General features: G+C 49.5%; 32 protein-coding genes and 2 pseudogenes. 33 read left to right on the top strand and 1 reads right to left on the bottom strand.

What is annotated here, in order from left to right; genetic code table 11:
* Position 1: 1 nt before the first annotated feature.
* From IAE27_RS21245 to IAE27_RS21100, 30 genes and pseudogenes are all read left to right on the top strand, one after another.
* A complete protein-coding gene (locus tag IAE27_RS21245) occupies positions 2 to 298 on the top strand; it encodes a DUF1364 domain-containing protein (RefSeq protein ID WP_200092845.1) in 297 nt (98 codons plus the stop codon).
* Positions 295 to 1,110 (top strand): antitermination protein, encoded by an 816-nt coding sequence (locus tag IAE27_RS21240; RefSeq protein ID WP_196549978.1) that lies wholly within the window; start codon positions 295 to 297, stop codon positions 1,108 to 1,110. The genes IAE27_RS21245 and IAE27_RS21240 overlap by 4 nt, the downstream gene beginning before the upstream one ends.
* Positions 1,111 to 1,362: 252 nt before the next feature.
* A complete protein-coding gene (locus IAE27_RS21235) occupies positions 1,363 to 1,989 on the top strand; it encodes a YagU family protein (protein WP_115239637.1) in 627 nt (208 codons plus the stop codon).
* A 1,048-nt stretch (positions 1,990 to 3,037) separates the two neighbouring features.
* Positions 3,038 to 3,337, top strand: coding sequence for a phage holin family protein (locus IAE27_RS21230; RefSeq protein ID WP_031280382.1), 300 nt, complete (start codon positions 3,038 to 3,040; stop codon positions 3,335 to 3,337).
* A complete protein-coding gene (locus IAE27_RS21225; RefSeq protein ID WP_115239636.1) occupies positions 3,334 to 3,876 on the top strand; it encodes a glycoside hydrolase family 108 protein in 543 nt (180 codons plus the stop codon). Before IAE27_RS21230 ends, IAE27_RS21225 begins: the two co-directional genes overlap by 4 nt.
* Positions 3,873 to 4,049, top strand: coding sequence for a hypothetical protein (locus tag IAE27_RS21220; RefSeq protein WP_181879916.1), 177 nt, complete (start codon positions 3,873 to 3,875; stop codon positions 4,047 to 4,049). The genes IAE27_RS21225 and IAE27_RS21220 overlap by 4 nt, the downstream gene beginning before the upstream one ends.
* A gap of 468 nt (positions 4,050 to 4,517) precedes the next feature.
* Positions 4,518 to 4,853, top strand: a complete 336-nt coding sequence (locus tag IAE27_RS21215; protein ID WP_306462304.1) for a TonB family protein — start codon at positions 4,518 to 4,520, stop codon at positions 4,851 to 4,853.
* 455 nt (positions 4,854 to 5,308) lie between these two features.
* A pseudogene (locus IAE27_RS21210) lies at positions 5,309 to 5,553 on the top strand (DUF2560 family protein).
* Between the two features lie 71 nt (positions 5,554 to 5,624).
* The gene (locus IAE27_RS21205) at positions 5,625 to 5,999 is read left to right on the top strand and encodes a hypothetical protein (protein WP_196549979.1); all 375 of its coding nucleotides are present in this window, start codon (positions 5,625 to 5,627) and stop codon (positions 5,997 to 5,999) included.
* Between the two features lie 47 nt (positions 6,000 to 6,046).
* Positions 6,047 to 6,295, top strand: a complete 249-nt coding sequence (locus IAE27_RS21200) for a hypothetical protein (RefSeq protein WP_227629432.1) — start codon at positions 6,047 to 6,049, stop codon at positions 6,293 to 6,295.
* A 9-nt stretch (positions 6,296 to 6,304) separates the two neighbouring features.
* Complete coding sequence (locus IAE27_RS21195; protein WP_196549980.1) at positions 6,305 to 6,646, top strand: HNH endonuclease signature motif containing protein; 342 nt, start codon at positions 6,305 to 6,307, stop codon at positions 6,644 to 6,646.
* A gap of 117 nt (positions 6,647 to 6,763) precedes the next feature.
* On the top strand, positions 6,764 to 7,228 hold the full coding sequence (locus IAE27_RS21190; protein ID WP_014838137.1) for a phage terminase small subunit P27 family: 465 nt from the start codon (positions 6,764 to 6,766) through the stop codon (positions 7,226 to 7,228).
* 19 nt (positions 7,229 to 7,247) lie between these two features.
* Complete coding sequence (locus tag IAE27_RS21185; protein ID WP_014838138.1) at positions 7,248 to 8,918, top strand: terminase large subunit; 1,671 nt, start codon at positions 7,248 to 7,250, stop codon at positions 8,916 to 8,918.
* A 6-nt stretch (positions 8,919 to 8,924) separates the two neighbouring features.
* Positions 8,925 to 10,244 (top strand): phage portal protein, encoded by a 1,320-nt coding sequence (locus tag IAE27_RS21180; RefSeq protein ID WP_064402549.1) that lies wholly within the window; start codon positions 8,925 to 8,927, stop codon positions 10,242 to 10,244.
* Entirely contained in the window at positions 10,220 to 10,927 is a 708-nt protein-coding gene (locus IAE27_RS21175; protein WP_014838140.1) for an HK97 family phage prohead protease, read from the top strand. Before IAE27_RS21180 ends, IAE27_RS21175 begins: the two co-directional genes overlap by 25 nt.
* A 9-nt stretch (positions 10,928 to 10,936) precedes the next feature.
* Positions 10,937 to 12,157: a phage major capsid protein gene (locus IAE27_RS21170; protein ID WP_064402552.1), complete on the top strand. Its 1,221-nt coding sequence runs from the start codon at positions 10,937 to 10,939 to the stop codon at positions 12,155 to 12,157.
* Positions 12,158 to 12,202: 45 nt separating this feature from the next.
* Entirely contained in the window at positions 12,203 to 12,457 is a 255-nt protein-coding gene (locus tag IAE27_RS21165) for a hypothetical protein (RefSeq protein ID WP_196549982.1), read from the top strand.
* A gap of 5 nt (positions 12,458 to 12,462) precedes the next feature.
* Complete coding sequence (locus IAE27_RS21160) at positions 12,463 to 12,795, top strand: head-tail connector protein (RefSeq protein ID WP_115239630.1); 333 nt, start codon at positions 12,463 to 12,465, stop codon at positions 12,793 to 12,795.
* Between the two features lie 65 nt (positions 12,796 to 12,860).
* The gene (locus tag IAE27_RS21155; RefSeq protein ID WP_123828223.1) at positions 12,861 to 13,058 is read left to right on the top strand and encodes a hypothetical protein; all 198 of its coding nucleotides are present in this window, start codon (positions 12,861 to 12,863) and stop codon (positions 13,056 to 13,058) included.
* 1 nt (position 13,059) lies between these two features.
* Positions 13,060 to 13,392 carry a phage head closure protein gene (locus IAE27_RS21150; protein WP_200092844.1) on the top strand — a complete coding sequence of 111 codons (333 nt, stop codon included), beginning with the start codon at positions 13,060 to 13,062 and terminating at the stop codon, positions 13,390 to 13,392.
* A complete protein-coding gene (locus IAE27_RS21145; protein WP_064398063.1) occupies positions 13,385 to 13,924 on the top strand; it encodes an HK97-gp10 family putative phage morphogenesis protein in 540 nt (179 codons plus the stop codon). Before IAE27_RS21150 ends, IAE27_RS21145 begins: the two co-directional genes overlap by 8 nt.
* Positions 13,921 to 14,286, top strand: coding sequence for a tail completion protein gp17 (locus IAE27_RS21140; RefSeq protein ID WP_196549983.1), 366 nt, complete (start codon positions 13,921 to 13,923; stop codon positions 14,284 to 14,286). Before IAE27_RS21145 ends, IAE27_RS21140 begins: the two co-directional genes overlap by 4 nt.
* Before the next feature lie 58 nt (positions 14,287 to 14,344).
* Complete coding sequence (locus tag IAE27_RS21135; protein WP_017146242.1) at positions 14,345 to 14,836, top strand: phage tail tube protein; 492 nt, start codon at positions 14,345 to 14,347, stop codon at positions 14,834 to 14,836.
* 42 nt (positions 14,837 to 14,878) lie between these two features.
* Positions 14,879 to 15,262 (top strand): phage tail assembly chaperone family protein, TAC, encoded by a 384-nt coding sequence (locus tag IAE27_RS21130; protein ID WP_053064752.1) that lies wholly within the window; start codon positions 14,879 to 14,881, stop codon positions 15,260 to 15,262.
* 2 nt (positions 15,263 to 15,264) lie between these two features.
* Positions 15,265 to 15,528, top strand: coding sequence for a hypothetical protein (locus tag IAE27_RS21125; RefSeq protein WP_053064753.1), 264 nt, complete (start codon positions 15,265 to 15,267; stop codon positions 15,526 to 15,528).
* Between the two features lie 64 nt (positions 15,529 to 15,592).
* Positions 15,593 to 16,060, top strand: a complete 468-nt coding sequence (locus IAE27_RS21120) for a hypothetical protein (RefSeq protein ID WP_200092843.1) — start codon at positions 15,593 to 15,595, stop codon at positions 16,058 to 16,060.
* Positions 16,061 to 16,103: 43 nt separating this feature from the next.
* Entirely contained in the window at positions 16,104 to 18,527 is a 2,424-nt protein-coding gene (locus tag IAE27_RS21115; RefSeq protein WP_196549985.1) for a phage tail tape measure protein, read from the top strand.
* On the top strand, positions 18,527 to 19,006 hold the full coding sequence (locus tag IAE27_RS21110) for a hypothetical protein (protein WP_109213031.1): 480 nt from the start codon (positions 18,527 to 18,529) through the stop codon (positions 19,004 to 19,006). Before IAE27_RS21115 ends, IAE27_RS21110 begins: the two co-directional genes overlap by 1 nt.
* Positions 18,993 to 19,475 carry a DUF1833 family protein gene (locus IAE27_RS21105; protein WP_200092842.1) on the top strand — a complete coding sequence of 161 codons (483 nt, stop codon included), beginning with the start codon at positions 18,993 to 18,995 and terminating at the stop codon, positions 19,473 to 19,475. The genes IAE27_RS21110 and IAE27_RS21105 overlap by 14 nt, the downstream gene beginning before the upstream one ends.
* Before the next feature lie 11 nt (positions 19,476 to 19,486).
* The gene (locus IAE27_RS21100) at positions 19,487 to 19,720 is read left to right on the top strand and encodes a hypothetical protein (RefSeq protein ID WP_200092841.1); all 234 of its coding nucleotides are present in this window, start codon (positions 19,487 to 19,489) and stop codon (positions 19,718 to 19,720) included.
* Here IAE27_RS21100 and IAE27_RS21095 read toward each other — a convergent pair.
* Positions 19,700 to 20,578 carry a TIR domain-containing protein gene (locus IAE27_RS21095; protein ID WP_004139340.1) on the bottom strand — a complete coding sequence of 293 codons (879 nt, stop codon included), beginning with the start codon at positions 20,576 to 20,578 and terminating at the stop codon, positions 19,700 to 19,702. The two genes, IAE27_RS21100 and IAE27_RS21095, sit on opposite strands and share 21 nt — an antisense overlap.
* Positions 20,579 to 20,692: 114 nt before the next feature.
* Here IAE27_RS21095 and IAE27_RS21090 point away from each other — a divergent pair, with 114 nt between their 5' ends.
* From IAE27_RS21090 to IAE27_RS21080, 3 genes and pseudogenes are all read left to right on the top strand, one after another.
* Positions 20,693 to 21,073, top strand: a complete 381-nt coding sequence (locus tag IAE27_RS21090; RefSeq protein ID WP_200092840.1) for a nitrite transporter — start codon at positions 20,693 to 20,695, stop codon at positions 21,071 to 21,073.
* Positions 21,070 to 24,138, top strand: coding sequence for a host specificity factor TipJ family phage tail protein (locus IAE27_RS21085; protein WP_200092839.1), 3,069 nt, complete (start codon positions 21,070 to 21,072; stop codon positions 24,136 to 24,138). Before IAE27_RS21090 ends, IAE27_RS21085 begins: the two co-directional genes overlap by 4 nt.
* Before the next feature lie 77 nt (positions 24,139 to 24,215).
* Positions 24,216 to 24,573: pseudogene (locus IAE27_RS21080) on the top strand (hypothetical protein); the annotation flags it as partial.
* Positions 24,574 to 24,798 lie beyond the last annotated feature (225 nt).

Here is a 24,798-nt window from a genome sequence, read left to right as displayed (position 1 = left end):
TATGGCGAACCTTCGCAAAGCGGCCCGAGGCCGCGAATGTACGGTACGGATCCCCGGGTACTGCAATGGCAATCCGGAAACCAGTGTTCTGGCGCATTACCGCCTGGCGGGTACCTGTGGAACTGGATGCAAGCCGGACGATACCCAGGGAGCGATTGCCTGTAGTGCTTGCCACGATCTCATTGATGGCAGAAAGAAAACGACCGATTACACCCGCGACGAACTGCGCCTTATGCATGCCGAAGGCGTGCTCAGAACTTTGGCTATATGGAAAGAAGAGGGGTTACTGAAAGCATGAAACTCGAAGCATCCTTAAAACATTTCAGCCCTCAGGGTATGCACATCAGCGATGACGTGAAAAGCACAACACCAAATCGCCTGACCGGAACAGATGTTATGGCGGCCATCGGTACCACCAGCAGTCGTGCACGATTCGGCCTGGCTGCATTTTTCGGTAAAGCTGGCATCAGCAAGACAGATGAGCAGTTGGCCGTCCAGGCGCTTGCGCGGTATGCGATTGAAACCGCACCGAAGAACGTACGCAAAACCGCGGGTAAAGAGCTGGGGCACTGCTGCCTGATTTTGGCGCAGTTTGCCTTTGCGGAGTATTCCCGGTCCGCGGAAACAACGGGAGCCTGCAGGGTATGCAATGGCAACGGAAAGATTGAAACCACTACCACGGAACGCAAAGTTTCTAATCCGTGGGGCAAAGCACCATATTGGGCTAAAAAATCCCGTGCTGTCCTTCCTTCCGACTGGGATAAGTGGACTGAAGTAACAGCCATCATAAGCGCTAAGTGTGAAGCTTGTGACGGTAAGGGGAAAATAAATGCACGCTGCCGCTGTGGTGGTTCTGGCCGGGTTCTGGACCGCAAAGCGACAAAAGAGCAGGGAGCACCGATATATAAAATCTGTGAGCGCTGTTCGGGGAATGGCTTTTCAACGATGCCGTCTACTGCTGCTTACAAAGCGATTCTGACTCTTATCCCAGACCTGCACATCAGAACATGGACACGCAACTGGAAACCTTTCTGCGATGCGCTGGTGAACCAATGCTGGAAGGAAGAGGAGAGGGCTGATAAAGAGTTTCAACGAGCAACAGCTGATTGAGTAAATGGTCGCATTATATTGCATTTTAAGCGCACGATGCTTGATTTTGTCCGAAGTTGTCGTGTATATTTTAAATCGTGGAATAAAACGCCTGAACGAAAACATTCATATAAACCCTGCTACTGCAGGGTTTTGTGTTTTTGAAAACAAATGCCTGAAATCGGCTATAAAGTGTGATCTGAATCAAAATGCCATTCGCCAAACTTAAGGAATATTAAGGAACTGTAAATATTCTTTATAAGTGATGGTCTTATGGCGTTAAAAGATATTTTCGTGCGTACCGAACCTCGCAGACGGCATTATGGTGTTGCATTGTTTATCGGGCTTATTTCTGGGGTTGTTTCAGCATTTGTTAAATGGGGTGCTGAAGTACCATTACCACCGCGTAGCCCCGTCGACATGTTTACCAGTGCCTGTGGACCAGAGTCATTAATTCGAGCTGCCGGGCAAATTGATTGCTCCAGAAACTTCCTTAACCCACCATACATTTTTTTACGCGATTGGCTGGGAGTGGCTGACCCTAATGCGGCTGTTTACACCTTTGCTGAGCATGCGTTTAACTGGGTTGGTGTGACACATATCATCTTCTCCATCGTTTTCGCTGTAGGATATTGTCTTGTTGCAGAAGTGTTTCCTAAGATTAAGTTATGGCAGGGGCTGCTGGCTGGTGCACTTGCACAGCTGTTTGTCCATATGATTTCATTCCCGCTAATGGGATTAACACCACCACTTTTTGATCTTCCTTGGTACGAAAACGTTTCAGAGATATTTGGTCACTTAGTATGGTTTTGGTCTATTGAGATAATCCGAAGGGATCTTCGAAACAGGATTACGCGTGAACCTGATGCAGAGGTTTCTATGAATTCACCGTTCAGGTAAACAAAGCAACAAGTAATTAAACCCGCTGAAAGTGCGGGTTTTGTATTTTAAAACCGGGAATTCGCGTTACCTTTCCGTTCCAACCTTGAACAAATCATCTTAAGACAAAAGAATGTTGATTTGCTCAATATTTATACGTTTCTATTTGTTCTGCTCATGTCATGAATACACGTTGAAAATTCCTAACTTTGTCACCTTTTTTTTTATTTAGGCTAAAGTTAAATTGTGCAAACAAAGATAAAACTTCTTTCCTGAGAAATCGGTAGCTCGAACTAACAGGGTAATGAAGCTTCAGTTTGGACCTGCATGATACCTACCTGTTAGCCTGCTATTTAAGCAGGCTTTTTTTGCCGTCTCTGGTACCAGTCAACTGGGTACTTACGATTGCGAGAGTTACCTATCTGTATCAACAAAAATTCACAAAAAACAATAGATTGACGACATTAATGCATGTGAATTAAAGTATCAGTGTGGTGAATCCCCCTATGCGGAGGGGCGTCCAACTAATAGAGCGAAAGCCCTGTGAATACCCCGCGAGTGATGTCTGTTGGGGCATGCTCACCGGGAGGCACCCGGCACCACAAACAGCAGGTGTAGATTCGAATCTACCTGAGCATCAGTCCGGACGTGTAGGACTTTAAACAATGCCAACGGTGACGGCAGGGAAGTAGACCTGCAACTCGTCTTTTTCTGCCTGAACCATAAAAAGCTACTTACCATCCTGCAAGCCTGAAGAACTAATTCGGGAATTATATTCAGGCAAAAAAAAACCTACTTTCGGGAAGTAGGTTGTAAGAAGGAACCTTTCTTTATTTAGAACTCAGGGGTTGTCTCAGGCTATCCCCATTTCATGAATGTTAACAGCTCTATACTGAACTGTAAATAAAATCACCCCCTCCAGAGCACCACGCTTGTGCGGCTTTTCTATTTCAGGCTCACGGGAATCATCATCGATACACTTCGTTGTTAAATTCAGCCCGACAGACCTGGCTCTTTTCAAACACAGCTTCCCGATATTTCATCGGAGGCGGTAACTATGGCTAAACGTATGCAAGACAAAGAGAGCATTGCCGGGATGTCCTGGCTGGTTCTGCTGATCATTGCTTGCTGGGGTGGACTTGTCCGCTACCTGATAGATGTGAAGCAGAGCAAGGCAACATGGAGCTTGATCAATGCTCTTGCCCAAATGGTGGTTTCAGGGTTTACCGGCGTTATTGCTGGCCTGGTGAGCATTGAAAGCGGACTGAGCATTTACATGATACTGGCCACTTCCGGAATAAGCGGGGCAATGGGTTCTGTCGCTTTGACCTATTTCTGGGAGCGCATCACCGGAGTTAAGGCACCATGACAGTTGATCACATTATCGAGGGCATTCTCGGTAAAGAAGGGGGTTACGTAAATAACCCGAATGACAAAGGCGGTCCTACGCGCTGGGGCATCACGCAGACCACCGCCCGCGCATATGGCTATAGCGGCGATATGAAGGCGTTACCACGGGACACAGCCAAAGCCATTTACCTGTCGCAATACTGGACCGAACCGAAGTTTGACCGAGTAGCTGAGTTGTCGCCAGCCATTGCGCAGGAGTTATGTGATACCGGCGTGAACATGGGGCCGCGTGTCGCCAGTACATTCCTGCAGCGCTGGTTATCGGCGCTGAATATGCAGGGCAAGCTATATCCGGATCTGAAGACGGACGGCGCGATCGGCAACATCACCATCGCTGCCCTGAAAAGTTATCTCACCGTTCGTGGCAAAGATGGTGAAAACACGCTGCTGAAGGGGCTGAATTGTAGTCAGGGTGCCCGCTATCTTGAGCTTGCTGAAGCCAGGGCGGCAAATGAAGATTTTCTCTATGGCTGGATAAAGGAAAGAGTGGAACTATGAACTATTTCATTAATCGACTGAAAGAGCCGTCCACCTGGCGCGGCATCATTCTTGTTGTTGCTGGCATATTTGGTTATCAGATGCCGCCGGGCATTCAGGAAACTGTCATCGCTGGCGGTGTGGCGCTGGCTGGCGTTGTGGGGGCGGTAATGCCGGACAGTGTTAAGAAATAATTAAGCAAAAGGCATTACAGAAGCTCCTGAGCAAAGGGGCTTCGATAATGCTGAATCGAGGTACCGACAAGCAGCTCAATAAAAAACCCCGAGGAGGAAATCCTTAATTTAACGGGGTGCTGAATTGACAGCTAATGAACAAATCATACTCACTCGATTCAGCACTCCGCCAGGTTGCAGATCAAAAAGAGGGTCGATTGGGTGTGTAAATCAGAGGTGTGGCTCATCCTTGAGCCTACGGGTAGAAACAGAAAGACAACCAAATATGGGCAGGACAGCGCCTGCTTTAAGCTTAGGCTAAAGACCCGGATTAACAAGGACATTATCATTTCCAGTGGATGTCCTGGGTTTTTCAGGAGCTTTTCAGAGGATAAAGGCTTCGATGTTTACCATTAATAGGTGTTCTCATCTAGAGGTGAAGGCTGTACCTTGATAAGGTTGATTATCATTCACGATACTGGTGTGATTATGAAAAAGGGACTTCTGGGTACGATTCTTCTGTGTAGCATACTTATGGGGTGTGCCAGCCCCGCTAAAAATTCGCATCCAAAACTGCTATATTCACCAACTCCGGCATACCCGTATTACGCACTGGCTAACAGGATTGAAGGAGATGTCAGGGTCAGATATAACGTAGGGGCCGATGGAAAGGTATCAAAGGTATGGATACTCAGATCAGAACCGCAGCACCTCTTTGACTCAGCAGTCATTGCGGCAATGTCACAATGGCGTTACGAAACCAATAAACCCAGTCAGGGCCTGACAAAAACAATATTTTTCAAACTACAAGCTCCGTCAGGCTAAACTCGATAGCTGAGTAATCATGTGATAGTGAGCATCGAGAGCTACTTCATTCTTTGCCATAGCAGAGGCCACCTTCGGGTGGCTTTTTCATTACATTACAGAAACTTTTTAGCAAAGAGCTTCGATAATGCTAAACCGAAAAATCGAGTTGAAATCTGATAAAAAACCCCGAGGAGGGAAATCCAAGAATGCGACGGGGCGCTGAATTAACAGCTAATGAACTTGATGGTACAGGCATTAACCTGGACTGTATGCAAATTCAGCAGGTAATACGATTAATCTTAGTGACAGGATTGGCTCATCCTTGAGCCGTTCGGGTAGTGACCTCGCTTCGTGAGAAGCAAAATCGATTTGAGTATAGAAACCAGCAGAATCCCGACAAGCGTAAGCGGTAATTATTCAGAAAATTCTCAGTGTCATATCATTCATTGAAAAGATCTTTACAGAGGTTTTGTATGGCAGAAATCACCGACGCCCAGCAGATTCGTCTTAACCTACTTTCCACCCTGACTACGACACTGCGGCGGCAAAAATCGCTGTAGAGTTTGTTCAGGACAGTCCGCTTAAGTACCAGTTATTCATCCAGCAATACAGCCGTGTCACATCAGAGACTGAAGTGGTGGCAAAGACGATGAAAGCAGTACAGGAAGCAACTGAAGCGCTGCCGCTCTTTGATACCAGCGCTGAGCAGTCCAGCTAGGCATTACAGCAGGCATTAACTGAGTGCCTGTGATAATGTTTAACTACTTGTACACAACCAGGTTGTTAAATATGGGTGAATACATAACTGCTGCCATTACAGGATTATGGGAATGCTATTTGTCATGGTCAAAACAGAAAAAGGAATTAACAATATCCAAGTTAGAAGCGCTATCAAATTTATTGATAGATAATCGGGCTTACCTGAGGGACTTCTCACACCAAGAGGTTAAAGACGTTCAAAGGGAACTTGAACTTGCAAAGGAGTGGAGACGCGTAGGTCTCTTGTTTCAAGATATTTCTCCTGAGTTGTCTGAGATATGCGAGAGGAAATCAGACTACTGGATATATTCAGAACGATATACAAAGCAGAAAGTCAATGAGTTAGGAATAACAATAAGTAATCTAGAACATAAGCTAAAAATGGCAAAGCAAAACCTTCTATAGAATCCCTCTGTTATTTATGAAAGCCACTATTTAAAGGGTGGCTTTTTTTGGAAGGCAATATGCGGCTGACTGTTCTCGACGACGATCCGGGCGAACGCATCGAACCCGGTCGCGAACGTATCACGGTTTATCTCAATGGCGTTGAGGTAAAGGACGTCTTTTCTGCTGATGATGATAAAGGCGAATTGATTGTTGCAGCGCGCGATAATCGTGGTCATTTAACTGCAGAAAAGGGCGAGATTAAGCGGCAGACGCTGTTCGGTCAGGTGAGGATCGTACGCCCATCCAAGCAATAGGACCAGAGCATGAACAAAGATCCCCGCATCTACGGAAGCAAATGGGACCGTGAGCGTCTTCTATTCCTTCGTACGCACCCCTTATGCGTCATGTGCCACGAGCAAGGCAGGGTGACAGCGGCCACGGTGGTTGACCACATCATCCAGCACAAACTGAAAGAGGCTCTGCGCTCTGGTGACAGCCAGGCAATAGCGAAAGCGCAAAAGCTTTTCTGGAGCCGGAAGAACTGGCAAGGGCTGTGTAAGCAGCACCATGACTCAACGAAGCAGCGAATGGAGAAGCGCGGCACCGTTATCGGCTGCGATGAAAACGGTATTCCGCTTGATCCAAATTCTCACTGGTTCAGATGACGTCAATTCCCTAGGGGAGGGGCGGGTCAAAAGTTCAGAACTCTGACCCGAAATGACCGCCGCCCATCCTTTTTATGCACAACCGCGAAATGAAAAGTTTTTTTCCGGGAGGTTCCGATGGCAGGACGACGCCCGAAACCGACCCACCTCAAAGTGGTCTCCGGCAACCCGGGCAAACGTAAACTCAACGATAAAGAACCGACTCCGGCGCGAGAAATTCCAAGCCCGCCGGCGCACCTGACCGACTGGGGAAAGGTTGCCTGGGGAAGGTTGACTGTTCTCCTTGACGGGATGGGGGTGTTGACAGTTGCCGACACCTTAGCCCTTGAACGGCTATGCGATATTTACGCTGATATCCTTCAGTTGCGCGACACCATCGCAGTAGAGGGAAGAACCTATACCGTCCAGACCGAGGGTGGTTTTCTTATCAAAGCTAACCCGGCCGTTTCGATGCTGGCCGATGCCGACCGCCGTTTTAAAAGTTACCTGGTTGAATTCGGTCTGACGCCAGCGGCAAGGACGAAGGTGAAAGTGAATGGCGAAGACCCCGAAGAGGACACGCTCGACAAGTTCTTCGGTTGATCCTGCAACCCAATATGCGATGGATGTAACCTCGGGCAAAGAACTGGCTGGTCCTGACATACGTAACTCATGCCAGCGCCACCTTAACGATCTGCAGTCATGTCATGCCCGTGGTCTGCACTGGGATGTTGAGGCGGCGCAACGCTCGATTGACTATTTTGCGAAAGTTCTGAAGCTCAATGGTGGTGATTTCGAAGGCGAGCCTTTCGTGTTGCTGCCATGGCAGTGCTTCATCGTCGGTTCGATTTTTGGCTGGAAAAACGCCAGAGGTTTTCGCCGGTTCCGAATGGTCTATGTGGAGTCCGGGAAGGGATCCGGTAAATCCCCTCTGTCTGCGGGTATAGGGCTTTACTGTCTCACTGCGGATAAAGAAGCACGCGCTGAAGTTTATGCCGCTGCCACGAAGAAAGACCAGGCAATGGTCCTTTTCCGTGATGCGGTGGCGATGGTCGATCAGTCTCCAGCTCTTTCCGCACGTATTCAGAAATCAGGTGGTGCCGGGAAGGAATGGAACCTGGCTTTTCTTCAGTCTGGTTCCTTCTTTCGTCCAATCAGTTCAGATGACGGACAGTCCGGCCCGCGACCGCATTGCGCTCTTATTGATGAAGTTCACGAGCATAAAAGCAATCAGGTTGTTGAAATGATGCGTGCCGGTACCAAAGGTCGTCGGCAGGCGCTGATTTTCATGATCACCAACAGTGGGCACGATAAAACGAGCGTCTGCTATGACTATCACGAATACGGCCGAAAGGTTTCTGCCGGTTCGATAGAAGATGACAGCTTTTTTGCCTTCATTTGTTCTCTGGATGAAGGAGACGATCCTTTCAAGGATGAGTCCTGCTGGAAAAAAGCTAACCCTTCGCTGGGTCACACCTTTGAAGAAAGCTATCTTCGTGAGCAGGTGACTCAGGCCCGCGGGATGCCTTCGAAAGAGAGCATCGTCAGACGTCTTAACTTCTGTCAGTGGGTTGACGCGGCTAATCCGTGGATGAGCAGTGATGTCTGGATGGGTTGTGAGGAGAGCTTTGATCCAGATGAACTGGAAGGTGAGGAATGCTATGGCGGTTTAGACCTGTCCGGATCGCGTGATTTGACGGCACTGGCGTTGTTTTTTCCAAAACAACGTAAGTTGCTGGTGGAGTTCTGGACCCCGAAAGATACGTTACTGGAACGGGCCAAAACGGACCGGGTACCTTATGACGCCTGGGAGCGAGATGGTCACATCCACACCACACCTGGCAAAGCAGTGAAATACGGCTTTGTTGCCCAGCGCATTGCAGATCTGACTCAGAAGTTTGATATCAAGGCCATCGCCTTTGACCAGTATCGCATTAAATATCTTGAGCCGGAGCTTGAGGAAGCATCTGTTTCTGTTCCCTTAATCCCTCATGGGCAAGGGTATTACAAAGCGAAAGATTCCGGGCTGTGGATGCCTCACTCCATCGAATTGTTTGAAGAGTTGCTTGATGACAGCGTCATTATCATCAGGACGAACCCTTGTCTTCGCTGGAATGCGGCTTCAGCAGTGACGGAGGCTGATCAGAAAGAAAACCGAATTTTTGCCAAGAAAAAAAGTACCGGGCGTATCGACGGCATTGTAGCGGGCGCTATGGCAATCGGTGCCTCCGAAGGCTATGAGGATGATTCTGGCGATATCGACGACTTTTTCAGTAATCCCATCATTGTGTGAGTCACCATGAATAAAGATAAGAAGCCAGGCCGGATAAAAAGCGCCGTTCGCCGGTGGCTCGGCGTACCCATCTCACTTACAGACGGTGAATTCTGGGCTGCTTATGCTGGTGGGCAGTCCGCAGCAGGCAAATCCGTTACGGTTGATAAAGCCCTGCAGTTATCGGCAGTGTGGTCATGCGTAAGGCTGTTATCCGAAACCATCGCGACGTTGCCTGTTGGTTTTTACGAAAAAACAGCTGATGGTCGCCAGAGTGCAAATGATCACCCGCTTTATGAGCTCCTACATAATCAACCGAATGCTGACATGACCGCTGTGGAGTTCTGGGAAATGATCATGGCCAGCCTTCTTTTATGGGGGAATGCTTACGCGGAAATCGACCGTACCGGAAAGCGTATTACCTCGCTTGTACCGCTCAGGCCAGAAAGGATGAAGGTTGATTTAAGCAAGAGCGGAGATCCAATTTATACCTACCGTGACTGGCCTTCAGGTACATCCCGAAACATTGATGAACGGGACATCATGCACATCCGTGCGTTCAGCACCAATGGTGTCATGGGCCTGTCACCTGTCAGTTATGCCCGGCAGACACTTGGTCTGGCAATGGCAACAGATGAAGCCAGCGCCAAAGTTTTTAAAAACGGTATGCGGCCCAGCGGCGTTCTCTCAATGGATCAGATCCTGAAAAAAGAGCAGCGCAATGAAGTACGTGAAAGCATGGTCGAACAATTTTCTGGATCCATGAATACCGGGAAAATGATGGTTCTTGAGGCGGGAATGAAGTTTCAGCCTGTTGACCTCAACCCGGAAGACGCCCAGATGCTGCAGTCCAGAGCATTCAATATCGAAGAGATTTGTCGGTGGTTCAGAGTATGGCCGGGATTGATTGGACACAGCGCCCAGGGGCAGACGATGTGGGGAAGTGGCGTCGAACAGATGCTGATTGGCTTTTTAACGTTTTCACTTCGTCCATGGCTGACCCGTATTGAGCAGGCGATTCGTAAAAGTCTCCTGGCGCCGGGAGAAAGAAATAAGTACTTCGCGGAGTTTTCCCTCGAAGGTCTCTTACGTGCCGACAGCGCCGCCCGTGCCGCTTTTTACTCAACGATGACCCAGAACGGTCTGATGACCCGCAATGAAGCACGGCAAAAAGAAAACCTTCAGCCAAAACCCGGCGCTGACCAACTAACCGTTCAATCCAACCTGCTGCCGATAGATCAGCTTGGCAAGTCCGGCGACAGTGAATCGGCCAAAAACGCATTGCGGGAATGGCTTGGCATTAAATCAGAGGAGACGCCGGAATGTACCGGAAAAACGCAGCCATGAAAGTAAAGGCATTCGACTTCGACATTAAGGCCGTCAACGATGACGGCCTTTTTTCTGGGTACGGTTCTGTCTTCGATGTGGTGGATAGCTACAACGAAGTCGTGGCGCCGGGTGCTTTCCTCGAAAGCATCGAGGAAACACGGGCGAAGGGGAGAACGTTCCCGGTTCTCTGGCAGCATCGCACCGGCGAACCCATCGGGAACTGGGACATCTCGACCCTGAAAGAAGATAAACATGGGCTTTTTGGTGAAGGGGCCCTGTGGCTTGAAGACGCGGCCTACGCGAAAACCGCCTGGCGGGGCATGAAAACCCGTGCCATTACCGGCCTTTCCATTGGCTATTACGTCCGTGAGTCAAATTACGATGAGAAAACCCGGATCCGCACCTTAACGAAGCTCGACCTGGTTGAAATCTCCATTGTTACCGTGCCGGCCAATGATGATGCGCGTATTGACGTCATTAAGTCGAAGCTGTCACACGGTGATCTTCCTTCCTTACCTGAATTTGAGAAGTTCCTGCGAGAGGCAGGTTTCTCGAAAAGTCAGTCCGCCGCGGTCGCCTCCCGCGGACTGTCCTATCTGCTTGACCGGAGTGAGTCCGGGGGCGAAGACGGCGAAACCAAAGCGGCTATTGCGGCGATGCGCCAGCAACTGAGCCAGTTTTCTCTCCCCAAAATTCTCTAAGGGATTTATATGTACCAGAAAAAATCGGCTGACGATCAGCCACAAAGTATTGGCGAAATCTCCTCCCAGCTCACCATGGTGATTGATCAGGTCAAAAACTTCGGCGAAGACGTGAAGAGAAAAATGGAGGCAGGAGAAACCGTTTCGCTGGAACTGAAACAAAGAACGGACGAAAGCATTAATCAGATGAACGAGCTGAAAGAACGTCTCACTGAGCTGGAGAAAAAAGGTGCACGCCGCCCGAACGATGCACCTGCACAGCGAAAATCGCTCGGTGAGCTGGTGGTCGAAAGTGAAGAGTTCAAAGGCATGGACAGTTCGGCCCGTAAGAGCATCCGCGTCAAGCTGGAACAGAAAGATATTATGAACGTGCCGGCGACTACGGGCACTGGCGTGAGCGCAACAAACAGTCTGGTTGTATCCGATCGTGTTCAGGGCATTATCGCACCACCGGAACGCACTCTGACCATCCGTAACCTGCTGATCCCCGGCAATACCGCATCTAACGGTATTGAATTCGTTCAGGAAACGGGGTTTACCAATAATGCTGCAGCTGTGGCGGAAGGTGCCCTCAAGCCAAAATCAGACATTAAGTTTGAGCTGAAAAGTGCGCCGGTACGTACCATTGCGCATTATTTTAAAGCGTCCCGTCAGATCCTGGACGATGCGCCCGGTCTGGCCAGTTATATCGATGGCCGTGCTCAGTATGGTCTTCGCTTTAAAGAGGAGCAGCAGTTGCTGAGCGGCGATGGCACCGGCGCGAATATCCTCGGTATTCTGCCGCAGGCAACAGAATTTGCTCCAGCGCTTACCCTGTCCAACGCCACGCCGATCGACCGTCTTCGCCTGGCTGTTCTGCAGGCCGTTCTTGCAGAATATCCGGCGTCTGGTTTTGTACTGAACCCGATTGACTGGGCAGGCATCGAGTTGACCAAAGATAACGAAGGCCGCTACATCATTGCGCAGCCGGTCAATGGTGGTGTTCCACGTATCTGGGGGCTTCCTGTTGTGGAAACTCAGGCTATGGCGCAGAACAACTTCCTGACTGGAGCCTTCAACATGGCTGCGCAAATCTTCGATCGCATGGATATCGAAGTGCTGCTCTCCACTGAGAACGAAGATGACTTTATTAAAAACATGGTCACCATTCGTGCGGAAGAGCGTCTGGCATTAGCAGTTTATCGTCCGGAAGCATTTGTCACCGGTAATGTAACCGCTTCTGGCGGCTGACAATTCAGGGCCGCTTAGCGGCCCTCTCTTTCTGAGGAGATTGTGATGGCCAGAAAAAATGTGGCTGAACCGTCTGTATCCGACGGTAAAAATGTGGCGCCAGAACCCACTGAGTCCGGGACTATTCAGGTTCAGCCTGTCCGGCGTTTTATGGATGGCGACATTTTCAGGACGCCTGCCGATGATCCTTTTCATGTCTCTCGCTTACGTGCTGCCGAGCTCAAAGGTAACGGGCTGGTGACGATAGTTAGTGAAGTCCCTGATAACAAAATGAACCGCGCCCCCGAAACCAAAGGGTAATGGTTATGACGGTAATCAACACTGAAACAGCCATGGAACATCTCAGGCTGGATGATGAAATCGATAAAACGATAGTGGGCGGGTATCTTGCCGCTGCGGAGGATGCTGCTATGCAGTTTCTTAACCGACGCTTTTTTGCTGACCAGGCCGCGCTGGATAACGCAATTGAAAATGAAGGCGCCGGCGATCGCCCAATTATTATCACGCCCTCTATTCAGAGTGCGGTTCTTCTTATAGTGGGCTGGCTGTATGAAAACCGTGGGGATGACCTGGGTCATGATATCCCTGGCCCTGCGCGTTGGTTGCTTAATCCCTATCGCATCGATATGGGGGTATAAAAATATGGCCTGCGAAGGGTGCCGCCGTCGGCGTGAATGGTTAAAAAAGTGGACGAAAATTTCCTATGAACGAGCAACAGGTAAACGCGCTGATAGCAGCGCTGAGCGAACAAACAGCAGCACAGAGAGAGCAGACGGAAGCGATAAACCGCCTGGCTGAATCAAACATGGCTCTGTGTGATGTGATCATTCAGTCTCTGGCCGGTGAAGAGGATGTGCAGGCAGAGCCGACAACCTATCTCAGCGGAAAACCCAGGGGGTGATATGCAGGCCGGGAAATTGCGTCACAGGGTTATCCTGCAGGAGCCGGTAAAAGAGCAGAGCCCGACAACGGGCGCCGTAATCAATACCTGGCGCGATGTCGCAACCATCTGGGCCGAAATCTCCCCCTTATCTGCGCGGGAGTTTATCGCGGCCCAGGCATCACAGTGCGAGATAACAACGCGTATAACGATTCGCTACCGGGCGGGCGTCACCAGAAAGCACAGGATTCTGTATCGCGATGGCATTTACAACATTGAAGGCGTTTTACCAGACCCGCGCAGCGGCAGGGAATATCTGACGCTGCCCTGCTCAGAAGGGGTGAATGATGGCTGATGGTGTAGAGGTTAACCTTACCGGGCTTGAGTCGGTGCTGGGCAAGATGGATGCTGTCTCACAGGTGACCCGCAATAAAACCGGGCGTGCAGCACTGCGTAAAGCAGCAAACGTCATCCGGGACAGGGCCCGCAGTAATGCCGCTCGTGTTGATGACTTTCTTACTAAAGAAGCCATCTATAAAAATATTGTCGTCAGTTTCAGCAGCAAAGCCTTTCGCAGAACGGGCGACCCAACCTTTCGTGTAGGGGTAATGGGCGGAGCAAGGCAATATGCCAATACAAAGGCCAATGTGCGAAAAGGCAGGGCGGGTAAAAGTTATAATACAGCCGGAGATAAAGGCAATCCCGGTGGTGATACCTGGTACTGGCGATTTCTGGAATTCGGGACCGAGCATATGGCCGCGAGGCCAATACTACGCCCGGCAATGAATGGCGTGGATACTGACGTAATTAATATTTTCGCTGTGGAACTGGAAAAGGCTATCGATCGTGCCGTCCGTAGCGCAGCCAAAAAAGGAACGTCCGTATGATAGCTCCAATATTCTCTGTCTGCGCGGCAAGCCAGGCTGTAAAGGATTTATTGGGTACCAACCCCGTCAGGCTCTATCCCTTCGGGATGCAGGATGACAATATCGTTTACCCCTACGCGGTCTGGCAAAACATTGGCGGCTCTCCTGAAAATTACCTGAACCAGCGGCCAGATGCCGATCACTACTCTCTTCAGGTTGATGTTCACGGTGATACCGATGCAGATGTAATTGCCGTGGCCCGCGCATTGCGTGATGCAATTGAGGGGAAAGCCTATATCAGCCGGTGGGGAGAGCAAAGCCGTAATGATTCCACGATGAAATACCGCTATTCCTTCGACGTTGACTGGATAACGACCAGGTAACCAACAACCCCAAACTGACCCGCTACACGCGGGTTTTTCTATTTATGGAGACTAAAAAATGTCTGTATTAACGCAAGGCACGCAGCTCTTTGTGCTGAAATCTGGCGTGGTCAGCGAGGTTGAATGTATCACCAGCTTCAACCCTGGCGGCAACCCGGCCGATCAGATTGAAGATACCTGTCTGAGTGAGCGGGACTCCAGAACCTATAAAAAAGGACTGAAAACGCCAGCTTCAGCAACTGTCGGGCTGAATGCCGACCCGAAAAACGCCAGCCACATTATGCTTCATGGGCTTTCTGAAACTGATGATCAGACACCGCTAACCTTTGCTATCGGCTGGTCAGATGGTACCAGCGCCCCGACCGTTGCAGCTTCCGGCGATGAAGATGCTGTTGATGGTCTGGTGCTTCCGTCTGATCGCACCTGGTTTATCTTTCAGGGCTACGTTTCCGATTTCCCGTTCGATTTTCAGGCAAATGCCGTGGTTACCACCTCCGCAACTATCCAGCGCTCCGGATCGGCGGTCTGGGTACCTAAAGCAGCAGCGTAATGATTTGCCCGGTCTGCCGGGCTTTCCTATTCAGGAGAAGAAATGAAACTTACTCTCGACACATTAAAAGAGTCCGGGGCATTCACTGGCCGCCCGGTAGAGAAAGAAATCAAATGGAAAGGTCGTGACGGGAAAGAACATATCGCAACCGTCTTTGTGCGTCCTATGGGTTACCATACCACAAAAGCCGATCTGCTGGCTTATAACGGGAAGTCCGATCCGGTTGCAGAGCGCATCGCTGGTAACATTTGCGATGAAGAAGGTAAGCCAATTTTCACGGCGGCTGATATCCTTGGAACTGCATCTGAAGAACGTGGTGCACTGGATGGCCCGATTGTCGTTGCTTTGCTATTGGCTATGCAGGAAGTCAACGAGCTGGGAAAGACTACGAACTCACAGGAGAAGACGAGTTCTGGTGTGAGTTAGTCATGAACGGCATCGGTGGGCGAACGATCGCGGAGGCTCAGGAGCGAATAAGTCTTCGTGAGTTTCAGGTGTGGGTAAAGTACCGCGATAAGTATGGTCCGCTTAACATTATGATGCGTACTGAGTGGGGCGCAGCGTTGGTTGCTTCCGTTCTGGCAAATATCAATAAGTCTACGAACATACCGCCATACAAGGTCAGCGACTTCGCCCCACATATCAATGAATCCGCTGTATCGCTTGAGGACGCGATGAAAACGTGGGAATGATTGTAGTTTTGGGATTTTAAAAATCCTGCTACCCTTTTGATAACTATTATCACGAGGGAATGATATGAAGAGTTCAGGACAGTTGTTATCTCTGGTTGGCGTAGTTCTTGCAGTATATTCATTGTTCTTTATGGATGTGAGTGTTGATGTTGGTGATGGTTCAAGGGTGAATAACCTTGGGCTAATGGCACAACAGCAAAATTATTTATTAATTGCTATTGTGCTTTTTCTTGCTGGTATTTTTATATCTTTTTCAGGGAAAAAACGTTCATTACCAGAAATAGACTTCACAAAAATAGAATCGTGCTCTGTAAATGATTTTATTTCTTCAAAGGATGGTGAGCTATGCCTAAATATATTGGCTGTAGATAATCTAGCTCTTATGTTTTTGAAAAAACATGGTTCAAGTAGCGTTAATGATATCCTTTTGATGAACATGCCTTTAATCGATAGGTTGGAACGAGATCTCCCGGATTCATTAAGGAAAGATTTTGTATCCACCCTTAAAAGGAGGTTAAAGGATAATTGTTAAAATAAAGCCCGCTTTTAGCGGTTTTTTTTCTCTTGGAGAATTTATGGCTGGCAAGTCACTAGGTACTCTTACTATCGACTTGATTGCAAAAGTTGGTGGATTTGTTTCAGGGATGGATAAAGCTGAACGTGCATCAGCCAAGTGGAGTAAGCAGGTACAAGATGATGTGGCAAAATCTAGTGCAGCGCTTACAGGGATAGGGGCTGCTGCTATTGCTGCTGGGCTGGCTGTAGGTGCCTCCGGATTTCAATTGCTTAAATCAACATCAAGGCAAATATCAGAAACTGATCGCTGGGCTAAATCATTACAACTATCTACTCAAGAGCTTCTCGCTTGGCAGTTTGCCGCTGAAAAGGCTGGTGTATCGGGTGATCAAATGGCTGATATCTTTAAGGATATTGGCGATAAAATTGGCGATGCAGTATTAAATAAATCTGGTGAAGCTGTAGATGCACTTAATGCCCTTGGATTATCAGCTGAAAAACTATCAAAAGTTAGTCCGGATAAACAATTGCTCGCTATAGGTGAATCTCTAGAGAAAATTAGTACTAATGCCGAGAAAACAACGATTCTTGAAAGTTTGGGTAATGACCTTTCAAAATTGCTTCCTTTGTTTGATAACAATAATAAAAAACTTAAACAGTTTATTGATCTTGCTAAAGATTATGGTGTTGCTCCCGATCCATCCTCTATTGATGATTTAGTGAAGGTAAACCAGCTCTTTGAAGATATGGAGGCTCAAGTCGCTGGGCTCAAAATTGAGATTTCGGCAGGGTTAGCTAAAGTCGATCTAAACCCTTTACAGAGTTCACTTGATAAACTTCACGATGTACTGACTGATCCTGTTGTTCTTCAAGGTATTTCTGATCTTGTATCAGAAGTTGCCAAGCTTGCCGGATGGCTTGTAAAAGCGGCTGCGGGAGCTGGCCAACTTGCCTCTAGCACTGGTAACCGTTTCGCGGCACTTAGCGGTAAAATTGACCTCTCGAATATTGACCAGGTCAATGAACGTATTACTTATTTGCAAAAAAGCCTTGAGGGAAGAAATGGTTTTTACTCTAAAGGTGAGTCGATGTTTGGTTGGCTTACCGGAGTAGATGACAGCGCAAAAGCCCTCAATGATGAGTTACTTTCTCTTATAGAAACAAGGGATAAACTTTCTAATACCAGCAGGGTAGATCTACCTCTTCAGGCTGCAACAGTAGGAACTGACAATCCGTTTGCACTACCTGCGGGAAGTACGAATGGTAAGCCTGCTAAAATACCAGTAAATAAACTTGATAATGCGTATAAAGCTGTGGAGCAGAGCTATCTACGTCAGATTGTATTAACCGATCAACTTACTGGTAAAACGAAAGAAGTCACAGAGCTTGAAAAACTGCGATTCGATTTATCTACTGGAAAACTTGTAGGTATTAATAAAGAGCAACAGATTAGGCTGGAAGGGCTTGCATCTGAAATTGATAAATACAATGCCCTGTCAAAATTCCGTGATTTACAGGATGAGTTATTAACACCTGAAGAAAAGCTCCTTAAAACCACGAAAGAACGCTTTAAAGTCCTGAAAGATATTCAGGGATTGCCCGGAGTCAGCAAGGAAGAAGTAAAAAAAGCAACCAAAGCTATCACCGAAGATTCATTTGCCGATATGCCTAACTTTACTGGTATAGACCCCATGTTTGGTGGGCAACTCGGTGAGCTAAGAAAAGTCGATGATGCGCAGAAAGAGCAGGAAAAGTGGTATCAGAACCAACTTGATTTGCTTGAACAGAACCGACAAGCACGCTCTGACCTTAATGAAGAATGGGACGCCAGAGAACTTGAGTTAAAGAAAAAACACCAGGATGAAATGAACAGGCTCGACGATGCCCGCAATCAACTGATGTTAAGTAGTGTTGTTGATGGTCTGGGATCAATGGTTGATATGACTCGTACTGCTTTTGGGGAGCAATCAGGCATATATAAAGCAGCATTTGCTGTTCAAAAAGCTGCAGCTATAGCTCAATCAATTATTGCTATTCAGCAAGGGATCGCTATGGCGGCCGCAAACCCATTTCCCTACAACCTTGCAGCTATGGCTAGTGTTGCAGCCTCAACAGCGAGTATCGTATCCAACATTTCTGCTGTGGGGATGGCCCACGATGGGCTTGATAGTGTCCCAGAGACGGGTACATGGCTCCTGCAAAAAGGCGAGCGAGTTACTACTGCTAAAACCAGCGCAAAGCTGGATGCTACCCTGGATAGGGTCGCGACTCAATCAACCGGTAGCGGCGCTATTTATTCGCCTACTATCAATATCCCAATAAATGGGAACCCATCCGATGCAACTTTGGCGCTGGTGCGTAAAGCCGCAGATGAGGGTGCTGAACGGGGATATAGAAAGGCGGTGAACTCAGTTGCAAGTGGGCAGGGTGATTTGCACCGAGCATTAACCAGCAAAACTAACTCTGGGAGGAAAATCGGCTGATGGCTATCACCTCAACGCTTTACTATCCCTCCGATTACCTGCCAGGGCCTCTTAAAGATAGTTTTGGTCTAACTCCGGTTTCTCCGCTGAAACGAACCTCGATGGTTACTGGTCGCGCGCGGCAGCGGCGTGCTTATACCTCGACACCAACCCAAACAGATCTGGCATGGATATTTAATGATGCGCAAGCTCAGGCCTTCGAGGCGTGGTTTCGCGATGTGCTATCTGACGGGGCGGCCTGGTTCAACATACCGTTATTAACTCCTGTAGGGCTTAAAAATTATGTATGTCGCTTCACGGACATTTATAAGGGACCCACTCCGGAGGGTGGGTATTACTGGAGATATACGGCACCTGTTGAGCTATGGGAGCGCCCATTGCCTCCGGCTGGATGGGGACATTATCCGGAATGGATAGTCGGTAGCTCGCTGCTCGATATTGCGCTGAATAAGGAGTGGCCAAAGCATGACGCAGATTAACCGCCTTTATGCCAGCAGCGGGCCGGAGGTGATCATTGAAACGCTGCAGATAACCATCGGTTCAGATGTTCACTATCTGTGTCAGGGTTATGAGGATATTACCGCGACGACGGAGAACGGCGAGACCGTAACGTTTACCGCATGCGCGATGGATTTTGCGCTGCCGGCGCGTAACGAGGACGGAACGCAGGACCTGAAATTTGCTCTGTGTAATATCGACGGCGTTGTGTCCACGGCGATCCGCAATGCGCTGGCGAACCGCCTTTCGGCGTCGCTGACTTACCGGAGTTATATCTCCACAGATTTAGCGGCGCCTGCAGCGGTACCGTATACGCTGCAGGTCAAATCTGGCTACTGGACAGCGACAGAGGTGCAGATCACCGCGGGCTATATGAATGTCCTCGATACAGCCTGGCCGCGATACCGTTATACCCTCCCTTTATTCCCCGGTCTGCGTTATTCGTCTTAACCGGAGGTGGTATGACTGAAGAAAGAATAAAAAGACTTGAATCTGAACTATTACAAGTTCGCTATGAACTTGCCGTAATAAAAAAACTACTTATTCCAGATAAAACTCCGGTATGGGCTCTACTTGCGAAAGATATTGCCTATTCTGAGGGGCTAACACCCTCACCCTATGGTGAGGGATACGATATGTGTCGTCTGCTCGAATTACTTTGTAAAATTGGGGTTTTATCGGAGGAGGGTCACTAACTGATCCGCTATTTCCTCATATGTCTGTATTGCGGTATTCATTGCTACCTTATCAGCTAAAGATGGACTAAATTTTATGACTTCTGATTTAGATATTTCGTGCCAGATTGGCAATACCCTTTTTGTTCCTTCAATTTCAGATGCGATTAATCCGTTTAGTTCATATTCTGTCCATTGCTTTTTAATGAAATTTTTAGATATAACAACTATTCCGAAACGTGAATTCGCGAGTCCTTTGTCGATTTTCTTTCTGAGGCTGTCGCCCCATGCGAGAGAGAATTCGTCGTACCAGACCTTCACGCCCTGAGATTTCAGGTACTCCGCAAATGGCCTTACGAACAAGTCTTTATCTTCACTGGCGTGAGAAATAAAAACATCATATTGCGGAGATTCATCTTCATCATTAATGGCATCGTGGATACCAGTTTTACTGGAGAACATACGACTATGAAGGGTCCGTATTTGCGAGTCCATTTTTTCTTTAAGTTTTTTGTGTAAATCCTGTTGTTCTTTTTCACGTTTTTTTTGCGCCATTTCCAGCTTTTTGCGCTCGGACTCTTCATCTTTAGTCAATTGTGTCTCATAACGATGAAGTTCAGCAGTTTTATCAGCAATTTTTTTTGATAACTCGGCGTTTTTTGCATTGCATTTGGATATGTCGCTTGTATATCGGGATATTTGAGACATTTTGGAGGAAACAGTCGATGGGGAAGTTGAACTGGTGATACTTCTCTGTAACTGATTAATACTGCTTAGTAGTTGTGCTTCCTTTTTGCTTTCATCCGCTATTTTTTTTCGCAGATCAGCCAATTCTCTTTGAATCCTGCTTATCGCTGTCCTGTTTGAGCTGATTGACATTTATTGTTCCTTTTAGAGGTATCGCTGTGCTCTGAAAAGCGTACACCAATCAGCAGCATCGGAAAACCTGGAAGCAACAACAGTGTATTGATTTCGCATCAACGAGGTAATTACATGTTTCATCCTGAAAAGTACCTTTCAGTCACCTGGCTGAAGGGCGGCAGAGTGTATCCGCAGCTCGACTGCTTCGGGATCGTGAACGAAATACGGGCGGACCTTGGACTGCCTCTCTGGCCTGAGTTCGCCGGGGTGATCAAAGACGACGGCGGGCTCGACCGTGAAGCGCGCCGGATGATGCTTTCTCTGGAGCGCTGCGAACCGTGCGAAGGTGCCGGTGTGGCCTGTTATTCCGGATCCACCGTCATCCATGTCGGTATCGTCGTTAATATCGGTGGCATGCTGCACGTGGCGGAATGCAATCCGGGAACAAACGTCACCATTCTGCCTTTGCCGCGATTTAAGCGGCGATTTGTCAAAGTGGAGTTCTGGCAATGACCATTCGTTTTTACCCGTCGCGGCTGCCCGGTGAACCACTCGAAACGCATGAGCATGGCGTTACCAGCATTCGCAGCTGGCTGGTTGCCAATGTCAAAGACTATGAGGATCGGGATGTTCCACCGCTGGCCATTGAGCTTGAGGGTCAGCCGGTATCACCTGGCGAATGGGCGTTTCGCATCATCCGGCCGGAAAGCGATGTCCGCATGTACCCGGTTCCTTTCGGGCTTGAAGTAGCTACGATCGCATGGATAGGGGTTGGTATCGCCGTGGCAACGGCAGCCTACTCATTGTTCATGATGGGTAATATTGATGCTGGTGGCTACACGTCATCCACCGGACGAAGCCTCGACCTGAACCCAGCAAAGGCGAATACGGCGAAACTCGGTGATGCGATTCGTGAAGTTTTTGGGCGCGTGCGTATTTATCCGGATTATGTTGTGCAGCCTGTTACCCGGTTCGATGCTGACGATCCCACGAAAATGCGCGTACATATGCTGCTGTGCCTTGGTGTCGGAGCTCTGGATTATACCAATGGCGATATCCGCGTTGGCAGCACCCCGGCATCGACCCTGCCAGGATTCAGCAGCACGGATTATCCACCTGGTGCGGACGTTTCCGGCGATGAGCGCAGTGAAAACTGGTTCAACAGTACGGAGGTCGGCGGGACGTCATCCGGCACCGGGCTGGACATGGCCCAGACGTCGCCGGATGCGGACGACATTATCGCAGACAGCATGACCGTGGCCGGAGCTGACGTAACATTTACCGGGCTGGACTCGGATGACGGCAATGATGACGACGAGAACGACAATTCTCTGCCGGATAGTTGGGTAGAAGGCGCGATTGTTGAGATAAAGGCTCCCGCCAACTACCAGATATCAACGGCGGCCGGGTACAGCGTTATCGCGAGTCCGCTGCTGACGGAGATCGCGCCGGTGGTTGGTATGCCTGTGACGCTGGGGTTTAACTCAGTCGATTACGATTTGTTTATCGCGTCATATACCCCTGGCCAGGCTGCGGTGCCGGGCACCGGGGGAAGTGCGGCAAAAGTTCAGGCCAGCGCAGCACCTACCACCTACGACTTTTCGACCAGCTCCAGCACGTTCACGATCACGTGGCAGGGGATCGCTTACGCGGTGTCGCTGGTGGCGAACTATGTGTCGATGTCTGGACTTCTGGCGGCCATCACCGAAGGGCTGACTGGCTCCGGCCTGGTCGCGCAGGATAACGGCGGCACCGTACTGATAACCGAGGCGGCCAGTCCGTTCGCGGGAGGAGCAATCACATCATCTTCGCTGCCAGCTACTGTTTTCGGTGATGCCCCTGTTTACACCGCCGGCACGGCATCAACCGGCGGCAGCCCGGCGGTAACGGCAAATTTGACGCTTGCCTATAACAGCGCCACGGGAACCGCATTTTCGGGCATGCCTGAAGGCGTGCAACGGCTTTCACTTGCTCACCGCGGGAATGAGTACAGGATTGTGTCCGCTGACGGCACGACGGCGACGGTGGCGCGTCTGGTTAACGGTGCAGTTGATGAGTCATGGCCGGGATTCACCACCAGGACGATGATCGACTATGAGGCCACTGGCCTTAACGACACGCTGAACTGGCTGGGGCCGTTTCTGGTCTGCCCTGAAAATGAAGTGGTGGATATGTTCGAAGTGAATTTTTCCTTTCCGAACGGCATCTGCGGTTTTGACAGCAAGGGCAAAAAACGACTCCGGCATGTTGAGTGGGAAATTCAGTACCGGATTTACGGCTCCGGCTCAGGGTGGGTCAGTAAACAGGGCGAGTACGCGCTGAAAAACGTCAACGGTCTGGGCTTTACTGAGCGGATCTCACTCGGTTCTCCGGGACTTGTAGAGGTTCGCTGTCGACGGCGCAATGAACAGGGCTCCAATAATGCCAGGGATTCGATGTACTGGCAGGCACTGCGCGGACGACTGCTGGCTCGCCCAGCATCCTATCCCGGTGTGTCGCTGATGGCGGCGACCGTCGAGACGGGCGGTAAACTGGCAGCGCAGTCTGACCGCCGCGTAAACGTTGTTGGGACGCGAGCATATGAAACCGGAACGGCCAGAACTATTTCTGGGGCGCTGCTGCATGTCGGGAACTCGATGGGGCTGGAGATGGACGTCGACACCATCACTGCGCTGGAATCCGCGTACTGGACGCCACGGGGCGAGTATTTCGATTACGCTACCGGCGACAGTATCTCAGCGCTGGAAATGCTGCAAAAGATCGCCAACGCCGGGAGGTCCCGTTTTCTGTTGAGTGATGGGCTGGCTACCGTAAACAGGGAGGGGATTAAGCCCTGGACAGGTGTGATCACCCCGCATGAGATGGTCGAAGAGCTGCAGAGCGGTTTCACTGCTCCATCTGACGATGATTACGACGGGGTTGATGTGACCTACGTCAACGGGACCACCTGGGCGGAAGAGACGGTTAAATGCCGCACTCCCGATAACCCTACACCGGTGAAAATCGAGGATTACAAACTCGACGGGGTACTGAGTCAGGATCACGCCTATCAAATTGGTATGCGGCGCCTGATGAAATACCTGCAGCAGCGCGTAACGTTCCAGACGACGACCGAACTGGACGCACTCTGCTACAACGTTGGCGATCGTATTGTGCTGACCGACGATATACCGGGGAATAACACGATTTCCTGTCTTGTTGAGGAGATGACAACGGCTGGCGGTGTAACGACCTTCACCGTCACGGAGCCGCTGGACTGGTCTTTTGAAAACCCTCGCGCGCTGATCCGTTACCAGGATGGCTCGGCCTCCGGGCTGATGGTGGCGACCAGAGCAGGGGATTATCAACTTTCGGTCCCGCATCTGAGTGAGTTTGATGACCTGCTGAAAATCAATTTATCGTCTGCAACCATTGAGCCGATCAGGCTGGTGTTCTGCGGCTCAACGCGGCATGTCTATGATGCGCTGGTGGCAGAAATTGCCCCGCAGGCGGACGGAACCTGCCAGGTGACCGCCAACGAATATCTCGAATCGTTCTACGCCTACGATGACGCCAGCTACCCCGGCGACGTCGCTTAATACCCCATAAAAACCCCTTATTAACTCTTTTCGCACAAACCCTCGTTTGCGCGAAGCCTCTTTTTGGAGCAAAAAACATGGCCGAACTTAGCCCACCTTTGGGAACGACGACGCCTGAAATCTTTTTAGATAACGTTAAGCGGGCCGATCGGTTAGTGAACGGGCCGGAGGAAACGGTAAACGATCGCGGCGGGGAACCGCTGGATACCTGGCGTCAGATGATGGCGAAAAATGATGAAGTCCGGCAGAACATCATTCCGCTGAGTAAGCAGTACATGACGCTCGAGGCGGCCCAGGCGGATATCGCAAATATTCCAGAGGGTAGCACCACGTATTACCGCAGCCCGGACGACAGTGCGCTCGCTATCGAGGTCATGAACGTTGGCGGGACGCTGACCACTACCGGCCGGACAATGGCATCAGGAGAACTCGTCGCTAAAATTGATAATCGCATTTCTGAATCTGAAGGCGAAAATATTGTTGAAATTCATGACAGTGAGAAAAACACTGTTGGTCTTCTTGATAAAGATGGTTATTTCTTTTTACCTTATTTACCGGAATCCGTGCAGAATACAATCAATCGGTTGTTGGCGCTGGTTTCATCACGTATGATGTAGCCCCCTGAAACACCAGACAGTAGCTGTATCTCCAGATAAGAGA

It is taken from the genome of Klebsiella sp. S69 (genome assembly GCF_016516145.1).
Taxonomy (GTDB): domain Bacteria; phylum Pseudomonadota; class Gammaproteobacteria; order Enterobacterales; family Enterobacteriaceae; genus Klebsiella; species Klebsiella oxytoca.
Note: the sequence above shows the minus strand (reverse complement) of the source record. Positions and strands in the feature narration are given on the sequence as shown.

Coding starts and splice junctions, on each gene's coding strand:
- IAE27_RS21245 (WP_200092845.1), top strand. CDS start 2: ATGGCGAACCTTCGCAAAGCGGCCCGAGGCCGCGAATGTACGGTACGG.
- IAE27_RS21240 (WP_196549978.1), top strand. CDS start 295: ATGAAACTCGAAGCATCCTTAAAACATTTCAGCCCTCAGGGTATGCAC.
- IAE27_RS21235 (WP_115239637.1), top strand. CDS start 1,363: ATGGCGTTAAAAGATATTTTCGTGCGTACCGAACCTCGCAGACGGCAT.
- IAE27_RS21230 (WP_031280382.1), top strand. CDS start 3,038: ATGCAAGACAAAGAGAGCATTGCCGGGATGTCCTGGCTGGTTCTGCTG.
- IAE27_RS21225 (WP_115239636.1), top strand. CDS start 3,334: ATGACAGTTGATCACATTATCGAGGGCATTCTCGGTAAAGAAGGGGGT.
- IAE27_RS21220 (WP_181879916.1), top strand. CDS start 3,873: ATGAACTATTTCATTAATCGACTGAAAGAGCCGTCCACCTGGCGCGGC.
- IAE27_RS21215 (WP_306462304.1), top strand. CDS start 4,518: ATGAAAAAGGGACTTCTGGGTACGATTCTTCTGTGTAGCATACTTATG.
- IAE27_RS21205 (WP_196549979.1), top strand. CDS start 5,625: ATGGGTGAATACATAACTGCTGCCATTACAGGATTATGGGAATGCTAT.
- IAE27_RS21195 (WP_196549980.1), top strand. CDS start 6,305: ATGAACAAAGATCCCCGCATCTACGGAAGCAAATGGGACCGTGAGCGT.
- IAE27_RS21190 (WP_014838137.1), top strand. CDS start 6,764: ATGGCAGGACGACGCCCGAAACCGACCCACCTCAAAGTGGTCTCCGGC.
- IAE27_RS21185 (WP_014838138.1), top strand. CDS start 7,248: ATGGATGTAACCTCGGGCAAAGAACTGGCTGGTCCTGACATACGTAAC.
- IAE27_RS21180 (WP_064402549.1), top strand. CDS start 8,925: ATGAATAAAGATAAGAAGCCAGGCCGGATAAAAAGCGCCGTTCGCCGG.
- IAE27_RS21175 (WP_014838140.1), top strand. CDS start 10,220: ATGTACCGGAAAAACGCAGCCATGAAAGTAAAGGCATTCGACTTCGAC.
- IAE27_RS21170 (WP_064402552.1), top strand. CDS start 10,937: ATGTACCAGAAAAAATCGGCTGACGATCAGCCACAAAGTATTGGCGAA.
- IAE27_RS21165 (WP_196549982.1), top strand. CDS start 12,203: ATGGCCAGAAAAAATGTGGCTGAACCGTCTGTATCCGACGGTAAAAAT.
- IAE27_RS21160 (WP_115239630.1), top strand. CDS start 12,463: ATGACGGTAATCAACACTGAAACAGCCATGGAACATCTCAGGCTGGAT.
- IAE27_RS21155 (WP_123828223.1), top strand. CDS start 12,861: ATGAACGAGCAACAGGTAAACGCGCTGATAGCAGCGCTGAGCGAACAA.
- IAE27_RS21150 (WP_200092844.1), top strand. CDS start 13,060: ATGCAGGCCGGGAAATTGCGTCACAGGGTTATCCTGCAGGAGCCGGTA.
- IAE27_RS21145 (WP_064398063.1), top strand. CDS start 13,385: ATGGCTGATGGTGTAGAGGTTAACCTTACCGGGCTTGAGTCGGTGCTG.
- IAE27_RS21140 (WP_196549983.1), top strand. CDS start 13,921: ATGATAGCTCCAATATTCTCTGTCTGCGCGGCAAGCCAGGCTGTAAAG.
- IAE27_RS21135 (WP_017146242.1), top strand. CDS start 14,345: ATGTCTGTATTAACGCAAGGCACGCAGCTCTTTGTGCTGAAATCTGGC.
- IAE27_RS21130 (WP_053064752.1), top strand. CDS start 14,879: ATGAAACTTACTCTCGACACATTAAAAGAGTCCGGGGCATTCACTGGC.
- IAE27_RS21125 (WP_053064753.1), top strand. CDS start 15,265: ATGAACGGCATCGGTGGGCGAACGATCGCGGAGGCTCAGGAGCGAATA.
- IAE27_RS21120 (WP_200092843.1), top strand. CDS start 15,593: ATGAAGAGTTCAGGACAGTTGTTATCTCTGGTTGGCGTAGTTCTTGCA.
- IAE27_RS21115 (WP_196549985.1), top strand. CDS start 16,104: ATGGCTGGCAAGTCACTAGGTACTCTTACTATCGACTTGATTGCAAAA.
- IAE27_RS21110 (WP_109213031.1), top strand. CDS start 18,527: ATGGCTATCACCTCAACGCTTTACTATCCCTCCGATTACCTGCCAGGG.
- IAE27_RS21105 (WP_200092842.1), top strand. CDS start 18,993: ATGACGCAGATTAACCGCCTTTATGCCAGCAGCGGGCCGGAGGTGATC.
- IAE27_RS21100 (WP_200092841.1), top strand. CDS start 19,487: ATGACTGAAGAAAGAATAAAAAGACTTGAATCTGAACTATTACAAGTT.
- IAE27_RS21095 (WP_004139340.1), bottom strand. CDS start 20,578: ATGTCAATCAGCTCAAACAGGACAGCGATAAGCAGGATTCAAAGAGAA.
- IAE27_RS21090 (WP_200092840.1), top strand. CDS start 20,693: ATGTTTCATCCTGAAAAGTACCTTTCAGTCACCTGGCTGAAGGGCGGC.
- IAE27_RS21085 (WP_200092839.1), top strand. CDS start 21,070: ATGACCATTCGTTTTTACCCGTCGCGGCTGCCCGGTGAACCACTCGAA.